The sequence below is a fragment of the Kineosporiaceae bacterium genome (genome assembly GCA_016713225.1).
In the GTDB taxonomy this organism is placed as follows: Bacteria; Actinomycetota; Actinomycetes; order Actinomycetales; family Kineosporiaceae; genus JADJPO01.
In genome coordinates, this window is the sequence record JADJPO010000003.1 from 80,663 (window position 1) to 104,402 (window position 23,740).

Here is a 23,740-nt window from a genome sequence, read left to right on the forward strand (position 1 = left end):
GGTCGTGACCAGCCGAGACCTGCTGAACGTGCCCGGTCGAGCCAGCGGCATCGGGAGTTGGCCCGGCGAGGACGTGCCCGATGCCGGACGCATCACGTTCGGCGAACTGGTCGAGCCCCACGTGCCCTACCTGCCCGAGCTGCCCGGGCGCGGCCCCGGAGCGGACCTGATCGGACGCGGCGCGGTGTTCCTGGTGGACCTGCCGGTCGACCTGCAGCCCTCGGGCTGGCGTCTGGTCGATCACCCCGGGCGCGATCTGGCTCGGGCGCAGTCGTTCCTGCGCCGCGACCTCGACGCGCTGGCCGAGCTCGCCGACGGGTATGCCGGCCCGCTCAAGGTGGCCGTCTGTGGCCCCTGGACACTGGCCGCCTCGTTGCTGCTGCCCCGGCTCGAACGCGCTGTGGTCGATGCCGGGGCGTGCCGCGACCTGATCGCCTCGCTGGCCGAGGGGGTGTATCGCCACGTCGCCGAGGTGCGCCGGTTGGTGCCGGGCGCTCAGGTGGTGGTGCAGCTCGACGAACCGTCGCTGCCCGCCGTCGCGGCGGGGCGCCTGCCCACCTCCAGTGGCTTCGGGCGGCTTCGTGCAGTCGCGGGACCCGTTGTCATCGAAGGGGTTTCGGCCGTTCTGGACGCCGCGCAGCGGGCCGGGGCGAGCGAGCGGATCGTGCACTGCTGCGACAGGGCCGTCCCGGTCGCGGCCCTGGCGAAAGCCGGCGCGACGGGGCTGTCGGTGGACGTCGCCGCCATCGGGCGCGCCGGCTGGGAGGCACTCGCCGCGCCGATCGAGAACGGGATGGGTTTGTGGGCCGGGGTGGTGCCCACCACCGGTGCGCTCCCGGCGACCGGTGAGGCGGTGGACGCCGTGTGGCGGCCCTGGCGCGAACTCGGGCTGGATGTCGCCCTGCTGCGGGGCGTCATCCTGACGCCGGCCTGTGGGCTGGCGGGGGCGGCGTCCCCGGTCGATGCCCGCGCCCGGCTCACCCGGGTACGCGAGGCCGCCGGCGCGTTGGCCGAACGGGCCGAATGACCCGACTGGGCGGCTCGGGTGGCGCGGGTGGCGCGAGCGAGGGTCAGCGGCCGTTCTTGCGCATCAGGGTCGACTTGCCGAACAGCGACTCGATCAGGTCGACGGCTACCTTCGCGGTGGCGTTGTGGACGTCGTAGCTCGGGTTGAGCTCGGTGACGTCCAGGCTCGCCAGCAGACCGGTGTCGGCGATCATCTCCATGCACAGCTGGGCCTCGCGGTAGGTCGGCCCGCCGCGCACCGTCGTCCCGACGCCCGGGGCGATCTCGGGGTCGAGGAAGTCGACGTCGAAGCTGACGTGCAGGTGAGTGCCCTCGTCCAGGCCGCGTAGCGCCATGTCCATGGTGCGGCGCATGGTGTGTTCGTCGATGAAACGCATGTCGAACACGTCCAGCCCGGCCTGATGCACCAGCTTGCGCTCGCCGTCGTCCACGCTGCGGATGCCGATCTGGCGCACCCACTCGGCATCGATCGCGGGGGTGCGCCCGCCGATGCCGGTCAGTCGTTCGGGGCCGATGCCGCACAGGCAGGCCACCGGCATGCCGTGGATGTTGCCGCTCGGGGTCAGTTCGTGGGTGTTGAAGTCCGCGTGGGCGTCGAGCCAGACCACGCGCAGCCGCTTGCCCTGCTCACGGCAGTGCCGGGCCACCGCGCTGATCGAGCCGATCGCCAGGCAGTGGTCGCCGCCCAGCATGATCGGCAGGGTGCCGTCGGTCAGGGCGGTGTGGACCGCCTCGTGGACCGCCTCGTTCCAGGCCACCACCTCGTCGAGGTGGCGGTAACCGTTCACCGGGGGCAGCCAGGGGTTGGCCGGCCCGGACAGGTTGCCGCGATCGTCGATCACCAGATCGTGCCGGGCCAGCGCGTCGACGAGGCCGGCGACGCGCATCGCCTCCGGCCCCATCGAGGCGCCGCGGGCGCCGGCGCCGATGTCGGTGGGGACGCCGATGAGCGAGACGGTGGTGGCCGCCGTCGGAGCAGTCATGGCGCTGTTATACCCCGACGGCGGCCCGGGGCAGCCCGACCTGCCCCCGGCGTCCCTCAGATGTCGGCGCGCCAGGCCTGGCGCAGGCTCACCCGGCTGCCGGTCTGCAGCAGCGAACGCCGGTAGATCCGCTCACCGAGTCGGATGGTTCCGGCGGCCACCACCAGCAGCCCTGCGAGGGCGAGCCCCACCTGCCACCACGGCACGTCCTGCTGCACCAGACGGATCGGCATCACCACCGCCGAGAACGGCGGCACGAACGAGGCGATCTCCTGCCAGCGACCCTCGAAGAACAGCGAGCCGAAGGTCACCGCCATGACGGTGATGGTCACCGGGCCGGACGTCGACTGCAGGTCCTCCTGCCGGCTCGCCAATGACCCGGCGACCGCCCACAGACAGGCCAGCATGACGAACCCGGCCAGGAAGAACAGCACGAACCAGGCGGCAGCGCTGGTCAGGGTCGGCACCAGCGAGCTGTACTCGGTGAAGCTCAGTCCGATCATGCCGACTGCCAGGTAGATCACCAGCTGCCCGACCGCGATCGCGGTGTTGCCGACCACCTTGCCGGCCAACAGTTGGCGCAACGGGATCGCGGTGGCGATGATCTCGACGATCCGCGACTGCTTCTCCTCCAGCACGCTCGAGGCCAGCGTGATGCCGAAGATGAGCGAGGCCATGTAGAAGAGGAAGGCGAAGGCGGCGCCCACCACCCTGCCCAGTCCGGCCCGCTGGGCGTCGCCCTCGAGCAGGGTGGTGGTCACGGTCGAGCCGCGTTCCAGCTCGGCCACCGAGACGTCGGCGCTCGCGGCGTTGCGTTGCAGCGCCTGGGTTCGGACCACCTGGCGCACCACGGACTCCAGAGCATCCTCGGTGTCCGACTTGGTGGTCAGTGCCCAGGTGTCCCCGGTACGGGCCAACCAGGCATCCGCCGTCCCGGCCAGGACCGCGGCGCGGGCTGCCTCGTCGTCCGGCACCGCCTCGGGCTGGACGACGACCTTGTCGTCCAGATCGTGGGCGCCGGCGCGCACGGCATCCAGCATGGCTGTCGCCGAGGGGGTGGACACCACCGTGAAGGTCTCGGTGCGCGCGGCCAGCAGACCCTGGGCGACGGTGAGGGCCGTGATCAGGGCCACCGTGCCCAGTGTGCTGAACACGAAGGTCTTGTCGGTGAGTTTGACCATGACCTCGCGGACGGCGACCAAGCGCCAGGTGTGGCGTGGTTCGACGTGTTCGGCGGCCGTGATGGTCATGCCGCCACCTCCTTGTAGAGCTCGGTCAGCGACGGGACCACGGGGGAGAACTCGCGAATCTGCCCCCGGCTCAGGGCCTCGCGCAACAGGTGTCGGCTCGCCTCGGGGTCGTCCAGCTCGATCAGGGCACTGCTGCCGTCGACGTCCAGGGTGCTCACCCCGGGGGCGTCACGCACCCAGCCGGCGTCGACGTCGAGAGCCAGGCGATACCGCGGCGTGGTGGTGCGGCGCAGATCCTCGACGCGACCCTGGGTGATCAGGCGCCCCCGGGACATGATGGCCACCCGGTCGCACAGCCGCTCCACCAGGTCGAGCTGGTGGGACGAGAACAGCACCGGCAGCCCGTTCGCCGCGTGCTCGCGCACGATGTCGGCCATCTGTTCGACGGCCACCGGGTCCAGGCCCGAGAACGGCTCGTCCAGGATCAGCGCGACCGGCGAGGCGATGACCGCAGCGATGATCTGCACCCGCTGCTGGTTGCCCAGCGACAGCTTCTCGACCCGCTCGCGGGTGCGGTCGGCCAGGCCGAAACGCTCCAGCAGGGCGCCGGCGCGGCTGCGGGCCGCGGTGGCACTGAGCCCGGTGAGCCGGCCGAGGTAGATCAGCTGATCGAGCACCGGCTGCTTGGGGTAGAGACCGCGTTCCTCCGGCATGTAGCCGAACCGGCGCCGGTCGGCGGCGGTGATCGGTCTGCCCTGCCAGAGCACCTGGCCGGCATGGCTGCCGAGCACCCCGGTGATCAGGCGCATGGTGGTGGTCTTGCCGGCGCCGTTGGCACCGACGAAGCCGGTGAGCGTGCCATCCGGGACGTCGAGGCTCACCTGATCGACTGCGGTCAGGTCACCGAAACGTCGGGTGAGATCGATGGTCTGCAACATGAGACCCACCGTAGGTAGCGCGGGTGCACCCACGGATCGGCCGCGCGACGGAGACCTGCTCGCCCGCGCTACTCCGCCGCGGGGAGGAGGCCGGCCTCGTGGGCCACCACGACCGCCCGGATCCGATCGCGCACACCGAGTTTGGCCAGCACGTTGGAGACGTGGGTCTTGATCGTGGCCTCGCCGAGGTAGAGCCGGGCGGCGATCTCGGCGTTGGACAGCCCGCCACCCAGCAACAGGAAGACCTCGTGCTCGCGCTCGGTGAGTCGGTCGATCTCGGGGTGCGGGATCACCGCCCGCTGCGCCGGGGCCGAGCTGGTCGGGCCTGAGTTGGTCGGGCCTGAGCTGGTCGAGGGTGACCTGCCGGTGGGGTTCGGCTGGCGGGTCATCTGCTCGATGACCCGCAGCGTCACCTCCGGGGCGAGCAACGCCTGGCCGTGGGCCGCTGCCCGGACGGCGTCGATCACGTCCTCGGGCTCGGCGTTCTTCAGCAGGAAGCCGCTGGCGCCGGCCCGCAACGCGTCGAACAGGTAGTCGTCACGATCGAAGGTGGTCAGGATGACGACCCGGCCCAGGTGTTCGGCGACGATCCGGCGGGTGGCCTCGATGCCGTCCATGACCGGCATCTGCACGTCCATCAGCGTCACGTCGGGCCGCAGGCTGCGGGCCTGCTGCAGGGCGGCCGCCCCGTCGGCGGCCTCGCCCACGACCTCGAGGTCGTCCTCGGTCGAGAGCATCAGGGCGAACCCGGCCCGCATCAGGCGCTGGTCGTCGACCAGGAGCACCCGCACCGGAGGCGGCGACGCCGTCACGATGCCGCCGCGGTCAGGGGCAGGCGTACCCGGACCCGATACCCGCCGGCGACCCGGGGACCGATATCGGCCTCACCGCGGTGCATGGCCACGCGTTCGCGGATGCCGAGCTGGCCCAGTCCGCTCCCCGAGGTGCCGCTGCGGGGGCGGCCGTCGTCGGTGACCTCGAGTTCGGCGTAGCCGCCGGTCGCCACCTGGTCGACCCGCAGCACCACGGTGACCTTGGTGGCCGTGGAGTGGCGGCGCACGTTGGCCAGCGATTCCTGGGCCACGCGGTACAGCGAACGTGAGACCGCTGTGGGCAGGTGTTCGACGGCGGCGGAGGGGGATTCCACCAGGGTGTAGGTCGTGGTCAGGCTCGCCGAGGCCGAGGCGGTCACCAGCTCGGCCAGCTCCTCGACGCCCGGAGAGGAGGTGCGCGAGTCGGTCTCGACGGGCGACAGAGCAGGGTCGCGTGGCTGATCCGAACGGGGAGCCTGCTCCTGTTCCAGTGCCCCGTCCGCTCCGGTGCGCAAGGCGCCCAACAAGCCCCGCATCTGGCCCACCGCCTCACGCGAGGACGTCTCGATCTCGCCCAGTGCCGCGCGCGCGTCGTCCAGCCGGCTGGGGTCCCGCTCGAGCACCCGGCGGGCGGCGCCCGCCTGCACCCCGATCACGGACACGTGGTGCGCGACGACGTCGTGCAGTTCGCGGGCGATCCGCAGCCGCTCGCTCACCACGGCGCGCCGGCGCAGCTCGGCACCCTGGACGGCGAGCAGTTCGGCCTGTTCGGCCAGCCGGGCCTGCTGCCGGGCACCGCGCCACGTGATCTGGCCCGCCAGGACGGCGCCGCCGAAGTAGAGCACGTTGATCAGCGCGGTGATCAGCACGATGGCGGCGATCGGCGAGACCAGGCCGAAGCTGCGGCCGGCGTCCGCGCCCATCTCGCGTCGCGCGTCATCGAGGCTGCTGCCGAGGGCGAACTGCCAGGCCAGCCAGGCGAACATGAACGTGATCAGTGCCCCGATCACCAGCGCCATCTCGCGGCGGCTGCGCGCCCAGGCCACGCCGGAGAAGAGGGCCATGAAGTAGACCACCTGTGAGGTGATCAGGCCCATCACCGGCGGCATGCTCACCCCGACCACGAACAGGTGAGCCGCGGCGAGGCTGGCCACGGTCAACGGCCAGCGCCGCCGTCCGATCAGGATCAGCGCCCCCGCCGTGACCGCGAGCCACTGCAGCCAGACAGCAGCGTCCGTTTCCTCCAGGCCGCCACTGCTGCGGTAGAGCTCGAGGGTGGCACCGCAGAACAGCAGAGTGACCAGGCCGACCACGACATCGCTGCGGCCGAGGACGGCGGGCCGCACCCAGTCGTCGTCCAGCGCGAAGAACCGGGCCAGCCGGCCGGGCTGGGACGCCGTGCTGCTGAGCTGCGACGCAGTGGGGCCGGGCGCACTGCTCGCTCGTGCGGACCTCACCGAGTCGGCCATCCGATCACCCTAGGAGCGCAGCCGCTGCTTGTCCTCCGTCGCGTGGGGGGGATGGGTGGCGGGGGGGGCCGGCGGGCGGGGGGGGGGGGGCGGCCGGGTGATGCAGGCGATGCAGGATGCGCCGGGGTGGGCCACCATCGAGGGGTGCCACCAGAGCAGGTCGAGGAGTTCGCGGTCCATCGCCCGTCCGGGGCGCTGGCCGGCGTGGCTCCCATGATCTGCGGCTATCGCGAGCTCGGGCTCGCACCGGGGGTGCACCGGGGGCTGCCCTCGCCCTACCTCACCCTGATCATCACGTTGGACGAACCGTGCACCGTCGCGATCCACCCCGATCCCGGGCAACCGGGTGACAGCTACCCCGCGCTGGTCGGCGGGCTGCACGTGCGGCCCGCTCTGGTCACACACGACGGCGCACAGTCCGGCGTCCAGGTGGCGCTGAATCCGCTGGCCGCGCGCGCCGTCCTGGGGGTGCCCGCGGGGGAATTGGTGATGCGCGACCTGCACCTCGACCAGCTGATCGGAGCGGCCGCGCACCGGTTGCGCGAGCAGCTGGGGGCGGCGGCTGGCTGGCCCGAGCGGTTCGCGATCGTCGAAGGGTTCCTGCGCGACCGGATCGCCGGTGGTGCAGGGGCGGGCGCCGCGGCCGGTGGGTCGGTCCGGCGGGAGGTGCGCGGGGTCTGGAGCCGCGTGATCGCGCAGCGTGGTGTGGTGCGGATCGACGAGCTGGCGCGAGCGGCCGGGTGGAGCAGCCGCCATCTGGGCGAGCAGTTCCGGCGTGAACTCGGGTTGTCGCCGAAGACCGCGGCGCGGGTGGTGCGCTTCGATGCCGCCCGGCGGCGGCTGCCGCACACGGTGGCGACCGGTGGTGGCGTCGCCGAGCTGGCCTGTGCGTCGGGATATGCCGATCAGGCGCACCTGACCCGGGACTTCCGGGAGTTCGCCGGGTTGGCGCCGCGGGCCTGGTGGGCGGCCGAGTTCCGAAACCTTCAATCCGGGACCGGGTCGGACGGCGCAGCATCGGGGCATGCCCTCGACGTCTGGAGAGAAGATCATGTCGACCTCTGATGCCGGCTCCGCCCCGGTGGCGAGCCTCGTGCCGCCGCCCACGGTGTGGCCGACCTTCCGAGCCCGGGACGCCCGGGCGATGATCGCCTTCCTGGTGCAGGCGTTCGGCTTCCTCGAGGTCGCGAGCTACGGGGAGGGTGATCGAGTCGATCACGCTCAGCTCGCCTGGCCGCCGGGTGGCGGGGTGATGCTGGGGTCGGAACGTGACGACGGCCAGCCGGTCACCGGGCCGGGGCAGTTCAGCTGCTACGTGGTCTGCGACGACCCCGATGCGCTCCACCGGCGCGCCACGGCCGCCGGGGCCGAGGTGGTGGCCGAGCTGACCGACACCGACCACGGCTCGCGGGACGTGGGGTTCGCCGACCCCGAGGGCAACCACTGGTACTTCGGGACCTACCGTGGCGAGCCGCGTCCGGCGCCGCACTGATCGGCTACGCCCAGCCCGGTGTAGGTGGCCGGTGCGTGCGGTCATCGGGGCGTGGGAACCTCGGCGAGCTCGAACAGGTCGCCGATCCGGCAATCGAGCGCCTCGCAGATGGCGGTCAGGGTGCTGAACCGGACCGCCTTGGCACGGTTGTTCTTCAGGATCGACAGGTTGACCACGCTGACCCCCACGGCCTCGGCGAGCGCTGCGAGCGTCATGCCGCGCTCGTCGAGCAGGTGGTCGAGGCGGCAGCGCACCCGGTGGGGCTCCTCGACCGGCATCAGACGAGCCCCTCGACGTCGTCGCGCAACCGGGAGCCGGCCTTGAACGCCTCGGCGAGCAGGGCAAGGCACATGCCGGCCAGCACCGACAGCCAGGGCAGTTCGACCTGTCCTGCCGGGTTCAGCGAGCCCAGATCGGCATTGCTCAGCATCGCCATGGTGGACATGCCCCGGGCCACGAACTCGACCGGGACACCGAGGGCCAGCACGGCGGCCAGCAGGCGCAATCGGGCCACGTTCCGCGGCGCGAACGGTTCGCCGCGACCGATGTCACGCATCAGGCGGAACACCAGCCAGCAGGCGGTGAGGATCAGGACGAGCAGCAGCAGTCCCGGCGCCAGGTCGATCAGCCGCTGGGTCGTGGTGGGGTCGTCGAGGCGCAGGTCGTAGCGCCCCTCGCCATACCGGGTGCCGACGGCGTCCAGGGGCGGCACGGTGATCGAGCTGACGTAGGGCACGGTCAGCTCCTGGCCCCGAGCCCAAGCCGCCAGGGGCTGGACCACGCTGCGGGCGATCGCGGCGAGGGCGACCAGAGCGAGGAGCGCCGCGAGCCCGAGCCGGTCCCAGCGGTCGAAGGTGAGCCGGTCTTTGGGCGTCGAGGTCGACTGGGGAGTCTTCACGAGTTCCTCCGAGATAGCGATTATCGTTACAACGAATAACGTTATGCATATCGATATTCGTTGTCAACCGCAGAGGGCATCGATGGGTAGGGCCGGGTTTGCCTCCGCAGACGCGGGCAAACCCGGCCCGACTCAGCGCACAGCCCATTCCGGCGGGCAGCGAGGGCATCGCGTCATCACCTCGGGCCAGCCCAGGGCCGACAACAGCTGGGCGATCTGACGAGCCACCCCGCACGGGTCGCCGGTCACGTCAGCCCAGCCGAAACGCAGGGTCACCCATCCCTCGAGCAGGTGTGCATTGTCCCGACGTAGGTCCCGAAACGCCCCCTCGGCCACGTGACCCACGCGGCCGTCGAACTCGATCACGACCCGATAGCGAAGGATCACGGCGTCGGCGACCCGGTGCCCGATCCGATGCTGCATCTCGACCTCGGGCAGTCCGTGAGGCCTGAACACGTCGTGCAGTGCGCGGTACTCCAGGTGGCTGGTGGCCCCCGAGGCCACGTCCTGCAGGATGTCCAGCACCAACGGCCTGTGACGCAGTGTGGGCCGAGCCTGCGCGCGCCGGCGCAACCGCTCGGGCGTGGTCAGCCGGCGCTGACAGGCACGGGTCAGCCAGGTGAGCACGCTCTCTTCGTCGCCGGCGGCGCACAGGTCGAGGGTGGTGTCCTCGATCCGCGTCCGAGCCGGCTCGCGGGCGGCGGAGGGCAGGCGCAGCTCAGGACGCTCTCGCGTGAACACGAAACCCTCGTGCGGCCCGATGTGGCGGCCCGGCACGAGGATGTGCACCGGTTGGGATGCTCCCGTACGGCGCCCGGTGAGGTCCTCCTCGGGCCCGGCCAGTCCATCGAGGGCGGCCGCGGTCAAACCGGCGGCCCGCGCGCCGTGGCCACCCAGGAGCAGGCCTGCCCAGACCAGCGCCGGCCAGGGTCGTTGCCCGACATCGGCGCCGACCAGGTAGATACCGCGTGCCAACCGAGCCCAGCCGACCGAGAGCCGCTCGACCGACGCCCTCGGCAGACCCAGGCCCACCAGCTGAGCCCGCGAGAGCACGCCTGCCTGGCAGCGGGCCAGGCTCAGGGCGGCATCAGGAAGATCGCGACGGGCGTGCACACGCCGAGTATCGACACGACGACTCCGCCATGGCAGAGCCAGCCCGGATCTGTGGACAACTCCAGCCCGGCCCGGGGAGTCGGGCCGGGTTTGCCCTGCCAGACGCGGGCAAACCCGGCCCGACTCATCGAGGCGCTGTCGGTGGGGTGCGGCAGGATGTGAGACGTGACCGAGCAGCCGCCTGCCACCGAGATCCCCGTCGACCTGCGTCACCGCTGGACCGACCTGGCCGAGCAGATCCGCGGCCACCGGTTCGCCTACTACGTCAGGGACGCCCCGACGATCTCGGACGCCGAGTTCGACGTGCTGTTGCGTGAGCTCGAGCAGCTCGAGAACGATCATCCCGAACTGCGCACCCCGGACTCACCCACCCAGGTGGTGGGCGGCACCTGGTCGACCGACTTCGCCCCCGTCGACCACCTCGAGCGCATGCTCAGCCTCGACAACGTGTTCGACACCGACGAGCTGACGGCCTGGGCCGAGCGGGTGCAGCGCGACGCGGGCGACGAACCGGTGCAGTTCCTGTGCGAGCTCAAGATCGACGGCTTGGCCATCAACCTGTTGTACGAGAACGGCATCCTGACGCGCGCCGCCACCCGCGGTGACGGCCGCACCGGTGAGGACGTCACGCTCAACGTCCGCACCATCGCCGGGGTGCCGCACCGGCTCACCGCGACCGACGACGTCGCGGTGCCGCAGCGGGTCGAGGTGCGCGGCGAGGTGTTCTTCCCGGTGGCCGGCTTCGCGGAGCTGAACGCTGCCCTGGTCGAGGCCGGCAAGGCACCGTTCGCCAACCCCCGCAACGCGGCCGCCGGATCGCTGCGCCAGAAGGACCCCCGGGTCAGCGCCTCGCGGCCGTTGCGGTTGCTGGTGCACGGCATCGGCGCCCGCACCGGCTTCGACATCGCCAGCCAGTCCCAGGCCTACGCGCTGCTCGCCGCCTGGGGGCTGCCGGTTCCCGACAGCTACCGGGTGGTGGACGACGTCGCGGACGTGCGTACGTTCATCCTGCACACCGGTGAACACCGCCACGACCAGGTGCACGAGATCGACGGCGTCGTGGTCAAGGTGGACGACGTTGGCCAGCAGCGGCGCCTCGGCTCGACCAGCCGGGCACCCCGCTGGGCGGTGGCGTTCAAGTACCCGCCCGAAGAGGTGAACACGAAGCTGCTCGACATCCGGGTGAACGTCGGACGCACCGGCCGGGTGACCCCGTTCGGCGTGATGGAGCCGGTGCTGGTATCGGGCTCGACGGTGGCGATGGCGACGCTGCACAACGCGTTCGAGGTGCGGCGTAAGGGTGTGCTGATCGGCGACACCGTGGTGTTGCGCAAAGCCGGCGACGTGATCCCCGAGATCGTCGGTCCCGTGGTCGAGGCGCGCGATGGCACCGAGGGCGAGTTCGTGATGCCGACGCACTGCCCGGCCTGTGGCACCGAGCTGGCCTACGAGAAAGAGGGCGACGCCGACATCCGCTGCCCGAATGCCCGTACCTGCCCGAGTCAACTGCGCGAGCGCCTGTTCCACGTCGCCGGGCGCGGTGCCTTCGACATCGAGGCGCTCGGCTGGGAGGGCGCCCAGGCGCTGCTCGACGCACCGGCCGAGGTGCTCGTCGACGAGGGTGACCTGTTCGCGCTCACCGCCGACAAGCTGAACCAGGTGCCGCTCTACACCAAGCTCGACGGCCAGCTCTCGGCGAACGGTGAGCGACTGCTCGAGAACCTCGAACGGGTGAGGTCCCAACCGTTGTGGCGCGTCCTGGTCGCGCTGTCCATCCGGCACGTCGGCCCGACCGCGGCGCGCTCGCTGGCCCAGGCGCTCGGGTCGATCGAGGCGATCCGGGCGGCCTCGGTCGAGCAGCTGAGTGCCGTCGACGGGGTCGGTGGGGTGATCGCCGAGTCGGTGCTGGAGTGGTTCGCCGTCGACTGGCACGTCTCGATCGTCGAGCGCTGGGCCGCGGCCGGGGTGCGGATGGCCGACGAGGTCGACGAGTCCACCCCCAAGACCCTCGCGGGGTTGACCATCGTGGTCACCGGCTCACTCGACGGTTTCACCCGCGACGGCGCCAAGGAGGCGATCCTGACCCGGGGCGGCAAGGCCTCGGGCAGTGTCTCGAAGAAGACCAGCTTCGTCGTGGTCGGGGCCAGCCCCGGCAGCAAGGCCGACACCGCGACCAAGCTCGGGGTACCGGTCCTGGACGAGGCCGGGTTCGTCAGGCTGCTGGAACACGGTCCGGACGCAGGCTGACCACGCGTTCGGTGCGCTCCCACACTGCGCTGCGCGAGGACCGCAGCGCCTGCCAGGCCCCGGTCACGAAGCTCGGGTAACTGACCACCCAGAAGTAGATCGGGAAGATCACGAACAGCGGGACCAGTCGCCACCCGCCCGGCGCGTAGGGGCCGTCGAGCATCGTGGCGATCGCGGTCTGCACCCCGAACAGCCCCAGCGTCCACAGCAGCACACCCACCCACTCCTGCCCGGTGGGCAGCAGGGTCGTGGACCCCACGACCGTGCCGGTGAGGCTCTCGATCGCGATGCGCGCCAGCATGCCCGTGGCCAGCAACATCCACACCCCCGCGCCCACCACCTGCGCACCGATCGGGATCAGCGCCCGATTGGCGGAGCGGGCGAACCCGGCGTGCATGACCATCACCTCGACCATGCCGCGCGCCCAGCGCCGGCGCTGACGCCACAACGGCCTCAGCCGGGTCGGAGCCTGCACCTCGAACACCGCCCGAGGTTCGTAGCGCAACTGCCAGCCGGCCCGCTGTAGCCGCCAGCTCGCCTCGATGTCCTCGGTGGCGGTCTCGACCGTCCAGCCGCCGATCGCCCGCAACGCTTCGGTGCGCAGGCAGGCCGCCGCCCCGCTGACGGTGTAGAGCCCACCCCAGAACTGCTCGGCACGCTTGGCCATGCCGACGATGACGGTGTACTCCATCGCCTGGATCGCGGTGAGCGGGTTCTGCACGTTGCCGACCCGGGCGTTGCCGGTCACGGCCCCCACGGCCGGGTCGGCGAACTGCTGCACCATCGAGCGGATCGCGCCCGGGTGGCACCAGGTGTCGGCGTCCACCACCAGGAACAGGTCGGTGTCGACGCGATCGAGGACGTATTGCAGCGCCGCGCTCTTGCCGCCGTTGACCTCGAGATCGTGCACGACCACGCCGCGGTCGCGGTAGTCCGCCGCGATCCGGGCGGTGCCGTCGGTGCTGCCGTCACACACCACGTGCAGCTGCATCGCCGGGTAGTCCTGGGCCAGCAGGGCCTCGATGGTGCCGGCGATCAGCAACTCCTCGTTGTGGGCCGGGACGACGACCGCCACCGTCGGCAACCAGGCGTCGTTCATCGGCAGCCGCCACTCGTGGCGGATCACCTGGGTCAGGCCGAGCACGCTCCAGGCGATCGCCAGGACGGCGGGGAACAACGTGACGTACTCGAGCACCACGGCGTCCAGCGCGTTCAGCCCGTTCAGCCCGTTCAGCCCGGCCAGGCTCAGCCCGGTCATGACCGTGCCCCCTGCCGCGCGGCGCGACGGGTCGCGATCTGGGCCAGGACGACCCAGATGGCCAACCCGGTGGTCAGCGACCACACGGCGGGCCACCCGCGTTCCCGGCCGAGCACCAGCGTGGCCAGGGCACTCCAGACCGCGTAGGCGCCGGTCAGGAAGCCGGTGGTGAACAGGGCGTTGACGGCCAGGGTGCGCACCGGGTCGAGTGCACGGGTGCCGGGTTGGGGGGTCATGACGAGTCCTCTCGGTCGAGATCGTGTGCGTGGTGGGCAGGGAAACCGGCAGCGATCAGGGGGTTTCGTACCGATCGAGGACGGCGCGGGCGTGGCTCGCGGCGTCCCGCAGGGTTTCGACGCGGCACTGGTCGCAGGCCTTGGCGTAGCGGATGAACTCACGGACCGCGGCCAGGTTGTCCGGCGTGCTGGCCGACCACTGGTGGATGTCGAGCACGAACACCGGCTCACCCGAGGCCACCACGGCATCGAGCCGCTGCTGCCAGGCCGCCGACATCTCCTCGGCGCTCAACTCGTTGATCACTCGGGCGTCCCAGTCGTTCGGGATCACGAACGGCACCACGACGATGCGCCCCGGGCCGCCGTCCGATCGGGTGGCGTAGCGGACGGGGATCAGCGAGGTCAGCGGGTCGTAGGCGGCCGAGCCGTCGTACTCCAGCCCGGCTCGGATCAGCTGGTCGCGCGCCAGGTCGGTGATGCTGTTGCGGGGGGCGCCGAAACCGTGCACCGCGAACCCGAGCTGTTCGAGCGAACTCAGACCCCGGTTGACCGAGACCAGTTGCTGCGCCGCGGTCAGCGAGTCGATCTGTTCGTGGTCGTAGGAGTGCGAACCGATCTCGTGTCCGGCGGCCGCAGCCCGGCGGACGGCGTCCGGCTGCAGTTCGGCCAGGCGCCCCACGGTCAGGAAGGTGGCCTTGACACCCTCGGCGGCGAACAGGTCGAGCAGGGTGTCGATCATCTGCGGGTGCACGGTGTCGTAGCTGGGGGTGTCGTCCGGTTCGGTGTCGATCCGGATCACGACGGAGACGTGGTCGGGCCGCGGCATCGGCCCGGCCCGATGACCCTCGAGAGCCGTCCCGATCCGGGTCAGCTCGGCCTCGGTCCAGGCGTCGAACAGGAACCAACTGACGGCGTTCTGCCACGGCCCCAGGGCCTCGAGGGTGAGGCGGGTGGTGCGCACCGACATGTCGCCGTCCAGCACGGCGGTGATCGGCACCCGGCCGGCGACGAGGCGGGCGGCCGAGTCCAGCCGCTCGCGAGCCCACGTGGGGCTGTGATCCCAGTCGTCCCAGTAGTCCATCAGCACGATCTCGGCGAGTCCGGCGCCGGCCAGCCGGTCGAGGTCCTGACCCGCCTGGGTGTTCTCGCGGTAGCCACCGGCCGAGAACGGCAGCAGGAAGGCGCCCACCGGCGTGCCGGGCCGTGCCAGTTGAACCGCGTGACGGATCTCGGTCACCGTCGCGGTGATCTGCTCGGCGCGCAGCGTCTGCCAGGTGTCCCAGAGGCGGCGCAGCGCAGCCGACGCATCCGGTGCGGCGGCCCGGCGCAGGTCCAGCGGGGTGAGGGCCTGGCCGGTCGTGCGGCTCCAGCCACTGCGCCGGTCGAGCTCGGCCAGGGCGATCGGGCAGGCCCCGGCGAAGTCGTCGTCGTAGCGGACGAAGTCGAGGTAGATGCCGCCGAGGTTGCCGAACCGGGTGACGATCTCGGCTGCGATGGCGGCCTGGTGGCGACGGACCTGCGGGTCGAACGGGCACAGCCAGTCCGATTCGGCCTCCAGCGTGCCGTCCTCGGTGATGCGTTGCGAGCGCCACTGCGGATGGGCGGTGGCTGCCTGGGTGTCGTGCAGCACCGGCAGCCAGGCCAGCGGGGTGACCTGGCGCTGCGCGAGGGTGTCGATCAGGGTGCCGAGCCGGTTGTCGGCGTAGCCGGCGGCCACCGGTGCGAGTGTCGAGGGGTAGAACAGCGTGCCCGAGGGGTGCTCCTCGTCCTCGTCCTGCTTGACCTGCACCCAGGCGCGCTGCGCGCCCTGGGCGCGCAACCGGTCGGCGAGCCCGGACGCCGCCGTGGCGGCCGCAGCGGGTGAGGTGGCGGCGTCCAGCTGGGGCGCCGTCCGGACGACGTACCCGGTCGGTGCCTGGGGGACGCCGCCGGTCGCGCTCGTGACGGCGGGGCCGGTGGCGCCGGCGGGCGTGGCGGCCAGCGGTACCGGCGCCACACGGCCGGCGGCCACCAGGAACGCGGCCAGCAGGCCGGTGGCGGTCAGGGCGCCGCCGAGGACTCTTCGTCGGGAGGTCATGCCCTCACGGTCCGCCGACGCTGGTTCTGCTCTCCATCGGACGGAGGTTCTAGTCCCTTCACACGCCGCGTCGCCCCCGTGAGCCCTCCGAAACCAACACCCCTCACCTGCGCTGATCGGCCCGGCGAGCAGCAAGGGGTGACCCACCCGGCGGCCGGCGCCACGTTGTTCTGAGCGGTCCACCAGGTGATCGTCACCGTGAACAGTTCACTCGACCGTTTGGTCGTCCCTTCGGGTCGATCACCCGGAGTCGGTTCCGGTCGGGGGTGCAGGGGATCCACACTGACCGACATGATGGGTCGTGCCGCGGGGCGGGGTGCACGCGTGCTGGTCACCGCCGCGGCCGGGGTCGTCCTGCTCGCCGTCACCGGCTGCACCGGGACGCCGTCCGGGGGTTCGGCCTCCTCCGGGGCAGCCTCGTCCGGGAACGCGTCCTCTGGGGTCGCGCCGTCCGAGGTCGCGCCGTCCGGTGAGGTCACCTCGCCCCGGGTGGTGGGCCAGGTGGACGGCATCGACTGGTCGCTGCCCGAGGGCCTCGAACCGGCGCCGAACTCGGGGTTCTACTCCGAGGACGCCTCGCCCGCCGACCAGATCACGGTGCGCTCGATCGACCTCACCTGGCGCCAGCTGGCCCCGCGCGCCGGGGTGCTCGACACCGCGCACGAGACCGGTGCGGCGCAGGGCATGACCTTCGATCCGCTCGACACTCAACTGCGGGACGACGGCCCGTTCTGGATGCGCATCTTCGCCAGCGGCCGTGACTGGGCCCCGGCCTGGGTGGCCGAGACCTGCCGGGTGCCCGACTACGGCCCGGACGACGACGGCATGCGACATCTGCCGCTGTGGCACGAGTGTGTCTGGTCCCACCTGCTCGACACCTACCGAGAGGTGTTCGTGCGCAAGGGATTACGGGCTGACCCCCGGCTGCGTCTCGTCTACGTGCCCGGCGGTTACACGTGGGCCGAGTACGACTTCGAGACCATGAACGCCGCCGTCCGGGCCGGCGACCTCGACACCCGGCGGTACCTGGCCTGGCACGCCCACGCCTGGAAGGACCTGGTCGAGATCTTCGGGCCGTATGCCACCAAACTGGTGTTCACCGGCGAGGACTACCCGTTCACCGAGCTGGCCCCGGCCCAGCGGGGCGGGCTGGCCCAGCAGGCCACCGCGGCCGGCATGGGCATTCGCAACGGCATCCCGGAGCTGTCGAACTTCCACCTGTCGCAGGCTCCGGCCTACGGCAGTCGGATCGGGGTCGACGGCCACCTGACGATCGACGAGTCGCTGGCGATCCACGACGGTCGCCACGTGATCGGTATGGAGAACGAGTGCTTCACCGACTGCGGGTTCCACACCGACGACCTCGCCTATGCCGTGACCCAGACCAACCTGAAGAGCCTGCAGCTGCGGGCCAACTGGATCTACGTGGTGCCGGCCGACTCCGGGCTCGACGCGCTGCCCGAGCACTGGCGGTGGGTGCGCCTGTCGCTGGGTCGCACCGTGCAGACCACGCCGGATGTCTGGGCGCAGCTGCGCGAGGCGTCCGACGAGTACTGGCGGGGTAACGACGAGGCCCCGTTCACCGCGCCCGCCACCTGGCCCGGCAAGCCGTGGGTGCGCAACCTCGAACGCTGGCTGGTGCAGCGCGACGTCCCCGGTGGCCGGGCTCACCGGGCGAGTGTCGACGTCCACCGGGCGGTACTGGCACCCGAGAACGGCACCGCCTACGAGGGGCTGTCGACCGATGTGGCCGCGGGCGACACGGCGATCCACCTGGATGTCGACGACCGGTTCCCGGGGGTTACCCACGACCCGCTGCAGGTGCAGGTCACCTATTGGGACGCCGGAGGCGCGTTCCGCCTGGTCACGGCCCTGGGCTCGAGTGCGCTCGTGACTCCCGGCGGCACGCCCCGATGGCGGACGGCGATCTTCCGGGTGTCACCCGAGGCCTTGCGCAACGGCCTGACCGGCGGCACCGACCTGGCCGTACAGGCCGCGCAGACCCGCGGCGGGAAGGACGTGACGGTGTGGTTCGTGCGGCTGGTGAAGCTGGGTCCGCGCTGAAGCCGACCACTCTGGTGGGGGTTTCGTATCGAGATGACGCGCAGTTCAGGTCAGTTCGATGGACGTCGGCGCTGGGGCGAGCTCGACGTCCGAGCCGTCGATGGCCTTCCTCGCCAGGAGCCGGTCCGATGCCTCGGCGAAGAGTGCCTCGACCTTGCCCAGGTGTTTCGTCAGGTTGTTGGGGGTGATCGTGCGACAGTCGAAGACCGCCAGTTGGTCCCTGGAGGTCAGTTTGTCGAAGACCTCGGTGAACCGCTCGGCAATGCGCCGCCCCCGGAGGTGCAGGCTGGAGGCGATCACCAATTCCTCCTTGGCGAAGTGAATGAAGACGTCAGTGTCGTCGATCACGACGAGTTCAAAAGTGTTCTCGTGGCTCGTGAGGAACAGCGTGAACGGCCGACCCATGAAGTCGACCAAGTGCTGAATGACGTCCTGCTTCTTCTCGATATTGTTCAACGAGATGATCCGACGGTATTCCTGTACCGGAGGCTGATGAGATGATCCCCTCACCCTCTCTTCTATCGCCTGGAGATATTCGGGGCGACGCATGATGGACGCGGGAAAATAGCGGGATGAGCGAATCGAGAACTTCGCCTGGTGAGTGGCCCTCGTGAGCTCCTCGAATGCGTCGTCCTGTCCGTCGATGTACTCGGCATTGGTTCGCCACTCGGCATCGGGGAGTACCTCCATCGCCTCGAGCCGAGCGTCCAGGCGTTCGAGAAAGGTGTTCACCCTCACGACCAGTTGCGCCATCGGGTCGGTATCGGCAGCGATGTTCTCGAGCGACAGGAAGGCAGCGATGGGGTTTTGGGTGCCTTCAGGGCTACCACCGAGCGCAACGGAGATCTGCTCGCCGAGTTCACGACGCGCCGCTTCGAGGGAGGTCCAATCCGCCAGGTCGTAGATGACAGCGCGCGAGTCTGCGAGGTCGAACGGCAGACGCTGCCCCCTGGGACTCAGGATGATGACCGGCTTCCCCGTGGTGTGACGGAATGCCAGCTCGTAGAAGACGTTGGCGTTCAGGCCGGTGAGATCGGCTATCACCAGCGCAGCCTCATTGAGATGTTTCAATACCTGGGCGGTGATGAGGCCGGGGGAGCGGATGTGGTCGGCGCGCACGCAGCTGAGTTCGTGATTGTCTGCAATTGGCGAAATGAGTTGCGCGAATACCGTGTCAGCGGTGCGGCGTGTATCCGAGCCATCCTCGCCTATGGGTGACACCACAAAGCACTCACTCGTGGGGCCTTCTCGCGCCGAAGACATGGCGGGACGGTAGCACCGGAGGCCCGAAGTGCACGCGGGACCTTGTTCGTCGAGGATCATTCGCTCGGTGGTTGGGAGGAATGTGTGGGGTGGGTCGCGACTGAACGCTGATCGGGTGTCGTGACTGCGGTTCGCCGATCTCTCGCGCGAAAGAGCTCGCCGGGTTCTCTGGTCACCTCCAGCGCCGCGCTGATGGGATCAGATTCCGCGAGCAGCACAAGCGTCGGCCGGTCAGCCGCCGCGAGCGGCGTGATCGGCCAGTTCGGCGAGCAACTCGGCGCGGGTGGGCTGGGCCGCCGTCCCACCGAGTGCGCGCGTGGCGAGTCGGCCGGCGGCGTCCCCCCAGGCCAGGGCGGTCGCGTCGTCCTGACCGGCCAGCAGCGCGGCCAGGAAGGCGGCGTCGAAGGTGTCCCCGGCGCCGGTGGTGTCGACCGGGTGGATCGCCCGCCCGGTCCGGGTCACCACCGACCCGTCGGGGCGAGCCAACAGCGCGCCGTCCGCCCCGTTCTTGACCACCGCCACCGGGCCGTGCGCCGCCAGCCCGAGCGCCGCCTGCGCCGGGTCGTCGGTCAGGGCACCCAGCGCGGCGGCCATCGCCAGCGCTTCACTCGCGTTGGGCAGTACCAGGTCGACCAACGGCAGCAGCTCGGCCAGGCCGGCGAAGCGGCCCGACGGATCGAGGTTGGTGTCCATCGACACCCGCAGCCCCGCGCTGCGGGCCAGGGTGAGCAGCCGTGGTAGCTCAGGTGCCAGGCGTCGCTGCAGGTAGACCGAACTGACGTGCAGCCACTGCGCCGCGGGCACGTCGTCCGGGTGCCGCCAGTCGGGCGGATCGGCGTCGATGGTGCCCAGATAGGTCATCGTGCTGCGGGCAGGTCCGTCGGACAGCACCACCGACAGCCCGGTGCCCCGATCCGGACGGCGCCGCACTCGGCTGACCTCGACCCCCGCGGCCGCGATGCGCGCGAGCATCTCGCGGCCGAAGCCGTCCTCACCGACCTCGGCGATCAGCGCCACGGACACCCCGAGCCGAGCCAAGCCGTGCGCGGCGATGGCGCCCGACCCACCGATCAGCAGGTCGGCGCCGGTGAGCAGTTGCTCGGCCTGACCGAACCGCGGCACCACATCGCCGGTCAGCAGCAGGTCGGGATTGAGGTCACCCAGCACCAGGACGTCGAGGGTCATCTCAGGGCGCCTTTCCCGTGACCTGCACCAGCTGGACGTCGAGCCCGGCCGCCCGCAGAGCCTGCACCTGATCGGGCGGGGCCTCCGAGTCGGTGATCAACAGGTGGACGTCGCGCAGATCGGCGATCTTGGCCAGGTTCACCTGACCGAGTTTGCTGGCATCGGCCACCACCACCACTCGTTGTGCCCGCTCGATCATGCGCTGGTTGGTGCGGGCCTCGATCGCGTCGTGGGTGGTCAGCCCGCCCTGCGCCGAGATGCCGTCGACGCCCATGATGGCCACCCCGATGTTGAGCGATTCCAGGAACCGTTCGCTCCAGGCGCCGACCAGTTCGTAGGACTCCGAACGCATCACGCCGCCGGTGACGAACACCCGCAGCCGGGGCCGCATGGTGAGCTCCATGGCGATGTTGATCGCATTGGTGATGATCGTCAGTTCGGATCGGTCGGCCAGATAGCGGGCGACCTCGGTGGTCGTGCTCCCCCCGCTGAGCGCGATCGCCTGGGGTCGGCGGGCGATCGTCGCGGCGGCCGCGAGCGCGATGCGGCGCTTGGCCTGCCGGTGCCGGGCGTCGCGGAACCGCACCGGCAGCTCGCGCAGGTGTACCGGGAGTTCGGGGGAGGAATCGGCCAGGTGGGCGCCGCCGTGCGTGCGGGCGAGCAGGTTCTGGGCCTCGAGCAGCGCCAGATCACGCCGCAGCGTGGCCTGCGAAACCCCCAGTCGCTCGGCCAGGCCCGCCACGCTCACCTGGCCACCCTCGGACAGCAGGTCGAGGATCGCGCTCAGCCGCACGGTGCGGCGCGAGGAGGTGCGTGGGGCGGCTGAGTCCAGGTGCACCCTCCGATGGTGCCCGCAGCCTGCGCGAGTTGTCGCGTGATCGCGCATCTGAACTGCGTGCTTGGCGGGCAGTTCTTGCCGCGAGCCGATCATCTGCGCAGGATGACGCGCATGCCCAGGATCTGCTTCGTCGGTGCCGGCAGCGTCGTGTTCACCCGCCAACTACTGCGCGACCTGATGCGGATGCCCGATCTGCTGGACGCCGGTGTGCTCGAGATCGCGCTGCACGACATCGATCCGCAGCGGCTGGCGGTGGCCCGGGCCACCGCCGATCAGGTCGTCGCCCGGCTGGCCCCGGCCGCCGCGGCGTCCGGCCGGGTGCGGATCAGCGATTCACCCGATCGGCGTACCGCCGTGGCGGGCTCGGACTTCGTGGTCAACATGGTGCAGGTCGGCGGCCTCGAGGCCACCCGGCGGGACTTCGACATCCCGGCCCGCTACGGGTTGCGCCAGACGATTGCCGACACTCTGGGCGTGGGCGGGGTGTTCCGGGCCTTGCGGACGTTCGGGCTGCTGCGCGATCTGGCCGGCGACATCGCCGAGCTGGCCCCGGACGCCTGGCTGTTGAACTACACCAACCCGATGGCGATGAACGTCTGGTGGCTGGCCGAGGTGGCGCCCGCCGTCCGGTCGGTCGGGTTGTGCCACAGCGTGTTCTGGACCGTGCACGACCTGTGCGAGATCGTCGGGGTGCCGTTGGCTGAGGTCGACTACCGCGCCGCCGGGGTCAACCACCAGGCCTGGCTGTTGCAGTGGCGCCATCGCGGCGAGGATCTGTATCCCTTACTGCGGCAACGGATCGCGGCCGATCCCGACCTGCAGCGGCGGGTGCGGGTGGAGCTGTTCACCCGGTTCGGGTACTACCCGACCGAGACCAGTGAGCACTCGAGTGAGTACGTGCCCTACTTCCTGCACCACGACAGCGAGATCGAGCGGCTGCGGATCCCGGTGGGCGACTACGTCGGGATCAGCGAGCAGAATGTCGCCGAGTACGAGCAGGCGCGTGCCGACCTCGCTGCGGGCACCCTGCTCGACCTGGGCGAGGACGAGGAGGTCGCCGAGTACGCGCCGCAGATCATCCACGCGATGACCACAGGCCGCCCGGTCACGGTGCACGCCAACGTGGCCAACCGTGGCCTGATCACCAACCTGCCGGACGGCGCGGGGGTCGAGGTGCCCGCCACCGTCGATCGACTGGGGCTGCACCCGCAGGCCATGGGGGCCTTGCCACCGCAGTGCGCCGCGCTGAACCGCAGCTTCCTCAACGTGGCCGAGCTGACCGTGCGTGCGGCGCTGACCGAGAACCGCGACCTGGTGCGCCAGGCCGTGATGCTCGACCCGAACGCCGCGGCCACCCTCACGTTGCCGCAGATCGCCGCGATGTGCGACGAGCTGGCCGTCGCGCACGGTGACCTGCTGCCCGCCTGGGTCCACTGACCCCCAGCGCCCCCACCCGCCGTGATCATGCAATCCGTGCACGCTCGTGAAGCAATTCACGAGCGTGCACGAATTGCATGATCACGGGGCAAATGTGCACGGATTACATGATCACCGAGGGGCTAGAGGGTGAGGAGGCGGGTGGCGTTGTCTCGGTAGATGGCACGCAGCAGGTCTGGGGGCAGGCCGGCACCACTGATCGCCCAGCGGCCCTGCGGCGGGATGTCGTCCTCGGGGGAGTAGGCGAAGTGCTCGTCGGTGGTCTCGAGGAACCGGTAGGCGGTGCGGTAGGCCGACTCGGTCGCCGGGAAGGCGTCGGTGCCGAACAGCACCCGGGTCGGGTGCTCGGCCACCAGGTCGGCGAAAGCCCGCGGCTGGCGGCCGATCTCGGCGAAGCGGCCGCCCAGATCGACGTGGAAGTGCGGGTGGCGGTGCAGCATCGCGGACACCGCCGCCAGGTTCTCGGCGTGGCAGCCGACGTGGGCCCCGATCACCGTGGTCCGGGGGATCTGGGCCAGCAGCCGATCGAGCGAGCCCATCAGCGTCTCGAAACGGGGGTAACGCTCCGCGTCGCCGAACCACCACTCCGGCATGCCGGCGAGTTCGTCGAGTCGTTCGTTGGTCTCGTCCAGCGGGTCGAAGAACGCGACCGGGTCGGCGGTGTGGATCAGCACCACCAGCCCGAGTTCGCCCGCGCGGCGCAGCACCGCGGCGACGCGCTCGTCGTCCGGCAGCACCAGTTCGCCCCGCTCGTCGCGCACGTGCAGGCCCAGGTCCTTCCAGACCTTCACGCCGCGGGCGCCGCGTCGGGCGGAGTCCTCGAGCTGGGCGATCAGCGCCGGTACCGACTCGCCGGCGTCCCCCTGGCCGAGGCGGGGCCATTCGACGTGGCAGAAGGTGGTGAACCGCCGCGGGTGGGCCCGGTCGTAGCGGGCCAGGTTGGCCTCGAGCTGCTCACCCCACAGGCCGTCGAGGTTGACCACGTGCTCGACCCCGCAGTCGTCCAGCAGGGTGAGCAGGGCCGGCAGATCCGGCGTCATCCAGTCGGGGCTCAGCCAGCGGCCGAGGTGGTTGTGGGCATCCACCACCGGCACGCAGGCCCGCTGCGGCACGTGCTCGGGCAGGACGACGCGGGGCCGGGGCCGGTAGGAGCGCAGCGGCAGGTCACGCACCCGCTGCCAGGGGTCAGCTGCCATGGCACCGATCGTGGCCGA

General features: G+C 70.9%; 21 protein-coding genes. 6 read left to right on the plus strand and 15 right to left on the minus strand.

Annotated elements, in window-relative coordinates; genetic code table 11:
• Positions 1 to 19 precede the first annotated feature (19 nt).
• Positions 20 to 1,027 carry a methionine synthase gene (locus IPK24_11430; GenBank protein ID MBK8076150.1) on the plus strand — a complete coding sequence of 336 codons (1,008 nt, stop codon included), beginning with the start codon at positions 20 to 22 and terminating at the stop codon, positions 1,025 to 1,027.
• A gap of 43 nt (positions 1,028 to 1,070) precedes the next feature.
• Here IPK24_11430 and rocF read toward each other — a convergent pair whose 3' ends face one another.
• The 5 genes from rocF to IPK24_11455 form a co-directional block, all read right to left on the minus strand.
• Positions 1,071 to 2,009: an arginase gene (gene rocF, locus IPK24_11435; GenBank protein ID MBK8076151.1), complete on the minus strand. Its 939-nt coding sequence runs from the start codon at positions 2,007 to 2,009 to the stop codon at positions 1,071 to 1,073.
• A 56-nt stretch (positions 2,010 to 2,065) separates the two neighbouring features.
• A complete protein-coding gene (locus tag IPK24_11440) occupies positions 2,066 to 3,259 on the minus strand; it encodes an ABC transporter permease (GenBank protein MBK8076152.1) in 1,194 nt (397 codons plus the stop codon).
• A complete protein-coding gene (locus IPK24_11445; GenBank protein MBK8076153.1) occupies positions 3,256 to 4,137 on the minus strand; it encodes an ATP-binding cassette domain-containing protein in 882 nt (293 codons plus the stop codon). The genes IPK24_11440 and IPK24_11445 overlap by 4 nt, the downstream gene beginning before the upstream one ends.
• A 68-nt stretch (positions 4,138 to 4,205) precedes the next feature.
• On the minus strand, positions 4,206 to 4,895 hold the full coding sequence (locus IPK24_11450) for a response regulator transcription factor (GenBank protein MBK8076154.1): 690 nt from the start codon (positions 4,893 to 4,895) through the stop codon (positions 4,206 to 4,208).
• Between the two features lie 50 nt (positions 4,896 to 4,945).
• Positions 4,946 to 6,418 carry a sensor histidine kinase gene (locus tag IPK24_11455; GenBank protein ID MBK8076155.1) on the minus strand — a complete coding sequence of 491 codons (1,473 nt, stop codon included), beginning with the start codon at positions 6,416 to 6,418 and terminating at the stop codon, positions 4,946 to 4,948.
• Positions 6,419 to 6,562: 144 nt separating this feature from the next.
• Here IPK24_11455 and IPK24_11460 point away from each other — a divergent pair, with 144 nt between their 5' ends.
• Both IPK24_11460 and IPK24_11465 read left to right on the plus strand, forming a co-directional pair.
• Positions 6,563 to 7,483 (plus strand): AraC family transcriptional regulator, encoded by a 921-nt coding sequence (locus IPK24_11460; GenBank protein MBK8076156.1) that lies wholly within the window; start codon positions 6,563 to 6,565, stop codon positions 7,481 to 7,483.
• Positions 7,470 to 7,910, plus strand: coding sequence for a VOC family protein (locus IPK24_11465; protein MBK8076157.1), 441 nt, complete (start codon positions 7,470 to 7,472; stop codon positions 7,908 to 7,910). The genes IPK24_11460 and IPK24_11465 overlap by 14 nt, the downstream gene beginning before the upstream one ends.
• Positions 7,911 to 7,951: 41 nt before the next feature.
• On the opposite strand, the gene IPK24_11470 is transcribed toward IPK24_11465, so the two are convergent.
• From IPK24_11470 to IPK24_11480, 3 genes are all read right to left on the minus strand, one after another.
• A complete protein-coding gene (locus IPK24_11470) occupies positions 7,952 to 8,188 on the minus strand; it encodes a helix-turn-helix transcriptional regulator (protein MBK8076158.1) in 237 nt (78 codons plus the stop codon).
• Positions 8,188 to 8,808, minus strand: a complete 621-nt coding sequence (locus IPK24_11475; GenBank protein MBK8076159.1) for a DUF2975 domain-containing protein — start codon at positions 8,806 to 8,808, stop codon at positions 8,188 to 8,190. Before IPK24_11475 ends, IPK24_11470 begins: the two co-directional genes overlap by 1 nt.
• Positions 8,809 to 8,940: 132 nt before the next feature.
• Entirely contained in the window at positions 8,941 to 9,921 is a 981-nt protein-coding gene (locus tag IPK24_11480; GenBank protein MBK8076160.1) for a DUF559 domain-containing protein, read from the minus strand.
• A gap of 165 nt (positions 9,922 to 10,086) precedes the next feature.
• Between IPK24_11480 and ligA the strand changes: the two genes are divergently transcribed.
• Positions 10,087 to 12,168, plus strand: coding sequence for an NAD-dependent DNA ligase LigA (gene ligA, locus IPK24_11485; protein ID MBK8076161.1), 2,082 nt, complete (start codon positions 10,087 to 10,089; stop codon positions 12,166 to 12,168).
• On the opposite strand, the gene IPK24_11490 is transcribed toward ligA, so the two are convergent.
• From IPK24_11490 to IPK24_11500, 3 genes are read right to left on the minus strand one after another with little or no spacing between them, the layout of a single operon-like run.
• Entirely contained in the window at positions 12,134 to 13,426 is a 1,293-nt protein-coding gene (locus IPK24_11490; protein ID MBK8076162.1) for a glycosyltransferase, read from the minus strand. The two genes, ligA and IPK24_11490, sit on opposite strands and share 35 nt — an antisense overlap.
• The gene (locus tag IPK24_11495) at positions 13,423 to 13,662 is read right to left on the minus strand and encodes a hypothetical protein (protein ID MBK8076163.1); all 240 of its coding nucleotides are present in this window, start codon (positions 13,660 to 13,662) and stop codon (positions 13,423 to 13,425) included. The genes IPK24_11490 and IPK24_11495 overlap by 4 nt, the downstream gene beginning before the upstream one ends.
• 55 nt (positions 13,663 to 13,717) lie before the next feature.
• Positions 13,718 to 15,739, minus strand: coding sequence for a polysaccharide deacetylase family protein (locus IPK24_11500; protein MBK8076164.1), 2,022 nt, complete (start codon positions 15,737 to 15,739; stop codon positions 13,718 to 13,720).
• Positions 15,740 to 16,030: 291 nt separating this feature from the next.
• On the opposite strand from IPK24_11500, the gene IPK24_11505 reads away from it, so the two are divergent.
• Positions 16,031 to 17,803 carry a hypothetical protein gene (locus IPK24_11505; protein ID MBK8076165.1) on the plus strand — a complete coding sequence of 591 codons (1,773 nt, stop codon included), beginning with the start codon at positions 16,031 to 16,033 and terminating at the stop codon, positions 17,801 to 17,803.
• 45 nt (positions 17,804 to 17,848) lie between these two features.
• On the opposite strand, the gene IPK24_11510 is transcribed toward IPK24_11505, so the two are convergent.
• The 3 genes from IPK24_11510 to IPK24_11520 form a co-directional block, all read right to left on the minus strand.
• Positions 17,849 to 19,066 (minus strand): hypothetical protein, encoded by a 1,218-nt coding sequence (locus tag IPK24_11510; GenBank protein ID MBK8076166.1) that lies wholly within the window; start codon positions 19,064 to 19,066, stop codon positions 17,849 to 17,851.
• A 231-nt stretch (positions 19,067 to 19,297) separates the two neighbouring features.
• Positions 19,298 to 20,251, minus strand: a complete 954-nt coding sequence (locus IPK24_11515) for a carbohydrate kinase family protein (GenBank protein MBK8076167.1) — start codon at positions 20,249 to 20,251, stop codon at positions 19,298 to 19,300.
• A gap of 1 nt (position 20,252) precedes the next feature.
• A complete protein-coding gene (locus IPK24_11520) occupies positions 20,253 to 21,137 on the minus strand; it encodes a DeoR/GlpR transcriptional regulator (GenBank protein MBK8076168.1) in 885 nt (294 codons plus the stop codon).
• A 63-nt stretch (positions 21,138 to 21,200) separates the two neighbouring features.
• Here IPK24_11520 and IPK24_11525 point away from each other — a divergent pair, with 63 nt between their 5' ends.
• Positions 21,201 to 22,526 carry an alpha-glucosidase/alpha-galactosidase gene (locus IPK24_11525; protein MBK8076169.1) on the plus strand — a complete coding sequence of 442 codons (1,326 nt, stop codon included), beginning with the start codon at positions 21,201 to 21,203 and terminating at the stop codon, positions 22,524 to 22,526.
• Between the two features lie 122 nt (positions 22,527 to 22,648).
• Here the strand turns inward: IPK24_11525 and IPK24_11530 are convergent, their stop codons facing one another.
• Positions 22,649 to 23,722, minus strand: coding sequence for an amidohydrolase family protein (locus IPK24_11530; GenBank protein ID MBK8076170.1), 1,074 nt, complete (start codon positions 23,720 to 23,722; stop codon positions 22,649 to 22,651).
• Between the last annotated feature and the right edge of the window lie 18 nt (positions 23,723 to 23,740).

Excerpts from the sequence above, each read along its gene's own strand:
- rocF (MBK8076151.1), bottom strand. The coding sequence starts at position 2,009 with ATGACTGCTCCGACGGCGGCCACCACCGTCTCGCTCATCGGCGTCCCC.
- IPK24_11440 (MBK8076152.1), bottom strand. The coding sequence starts at position 3,259 with ATGACCATCACGGCCGCCGAACACGTCGAACCACGCCACACCTGGCGC.
- IPK24_11445 (MBK8076153.1), bottom strand. The coding sequence starts at position 4,137 with ATGTTGCAGACCATCGATCTCACCCGACGTTTCGGTGACCTGACCGCA.
- IPK24_11450 (MBK8076154.1), bottom strand. The coding sequence starts at position 4,895 with ATGCGGGCCGGGTTCGCCCTGATGCTCTCGACCGAGGACGACCTCGAG.
- IPK24_11455 (MBK8076155.1), bottom strand. The coding sequence starts at position 6,418 with ATGGCCGACTCGGTGAGGTCCGCACGAGCGAGCAGTGCGCCCGGCCCC.
- IPK24_11465 (MBK8076157.1), top strand. The coding sequence starts at position 7,470 with ATGTCGACCTCTGATGCCGGCTCCGCCCCGGTGGCGAGCCTCGTGCCG.
- IPK24_11470 (MBK8076158.1), bottom strand. The coding sequence starts at position 8,188 with ATGCCGGTCGAGGAGCCCCACCGGGTGCGCTGCCGCCTCGACCACCTG.
- IPK24_11490 (MBK8076162.1), bottom strand. The coding sequence starts at position 13,426 with ATGACCGGGCTGAGCCTGGCCGGGCTGAACGGGCTGAACGGGCTGAAC.
- IPK24_11495 (MBK8076163.1), bottom strand. The coding sequence starts at position 13,662 with ATGACCCCCCAACCCGGCACCCGTGCACTCGACCCGGTGCGCACCCTG.
- IPK24_11500 (MBK8076164.1), bottom strand. The coding sequence starts at position 15,739 with ATGACCTCCCGACGAAGAGTCCTCGGCGGCGCCCTGACCGCCACCGGC.
- IPK24_11505 (MBK8076165.1), top strand. The coding sequence starts at position 16,031 with ATGATGGGTCGTGCCGCGGGGCGGGGTGCACGCGTGCTGGTCACCGCC.
- IPK24_11510 (MBK8076166.1), bottom strand. The coding sequence starts at position 19,066 with ATGTCTTCGGCGCGAGAAGGCCCCACGAGTGAGTGCTTTGTGGTGTCA.
- IPK24_11515 (MBK8076167.1), bottom strand. The coding sequence starts at position 20,251 with ATGACCCTCGACGTCCTGGTGCTGGGTGACCTCAATCCCGACCTGCTG.
- IPK24_11520 (MBK8076168.1), bottom strand. The coding sequence starts at position 21,137 with ATGCGCGATCACGCGACAACTCGCGCAGGCTGCGGGCACCATCGGAGG.
- IPK24_11525 (MBK8076169.1), top strand. The coding sequence starts at position 21,201 with ATGCCCAGGATCTGCTTCGTCGGTGCCGGCAGCGTCGTGTTCACCCGC.
- IPK24_11530 (MBK8076170.1), bottom strand. The coding sequence starts at position 23,722 with ATGGCAGCTGACCCCTGGCAGCGGGTGCGTGACCTGCCGCTGCGCTCC.